Origin of the sequence: Aliivibrio sp. 1S128 (assembly GCF_001691065.1) — a bacterium.
Taxonomy (GTDB): Bacteria; Pseudomonadota; Gammaproteobacteria; order Enterobacterales; family Vibrionaceae; genus Aliivibrio.
Genome location: NZ_MAJV01000171.1, coordinates 3010 through 3686 on the forward strand (window position 1 = coordinate 3010; position 677 = coordinate 3686).

Genomic DNA, 677 nt, shown 5'->3' on the forward strand with positions numbered 1-677 from the left:
GTTGATGCATTTGTTATGTTGCTACCTAACAGCTCATGAAAAACTTCAGCCGAAAACGCCCACTTAAACTCTTTTTGAGGTTCCCTATTAATTTGAGCTGCAACGTCCAACAAATCACATTCCCCTAAACCACCATTTCTACATACTGATTCTTTATATTTCGTCACCTTATTATTCACTCGAGCAAGTAATTTATTGCCCACTGTTTTAGTGAATTGGACGCTTGCTGGAGCATTTTGAAAAGAAGACAAAATATCTAAAGGTATACCCTCTGACTCCAACAATTGAAGTAATCCATTTTTAAATATTTCGTTGATATTTCCTGTATCTACTTTTTTAAAATCAACTAAGATAAAAGACATAAATGTACTTTCTTCTAAGAAAAATAAACAGTTACGTTCGTCTTGAATAAAAGTATGCATGTACCAATTACCTAGCACATGGGATTCATCTGTAACCTCAGACAACTCACAAGGGTCTAATTCGATAAGGTCTTGGGCTTTCTGAGTACAGCGTAATTGATACATATTAATTTTCTCTAATTATCATGACTTAATGAATATCTATTTGAACACAAATTGCAACATAACGCCTGCATAACACGTTTGCTACGATACAGACTTAGCTGAATTTTACTACCTTAACCACTGAAACTAAAGGCAAACTGACAACGCCGA

The 677-nt window shown here is 34.7% G+C and carries 1 protein-coding gene; it reads right to left on the reverse strand.

Features of this window, described 5'->3' with window-relative positions; translation table 11 throughout:
• On the reverse strand, positions 1-527 hold a 527-nt coding region (locus A6E03_RS18995; RefSeq protein WP_176703512.1), incomplete at its 3' end, for a hypothetical protein.
• Positions 528-677: the final 150 nt, after the last annotated feature.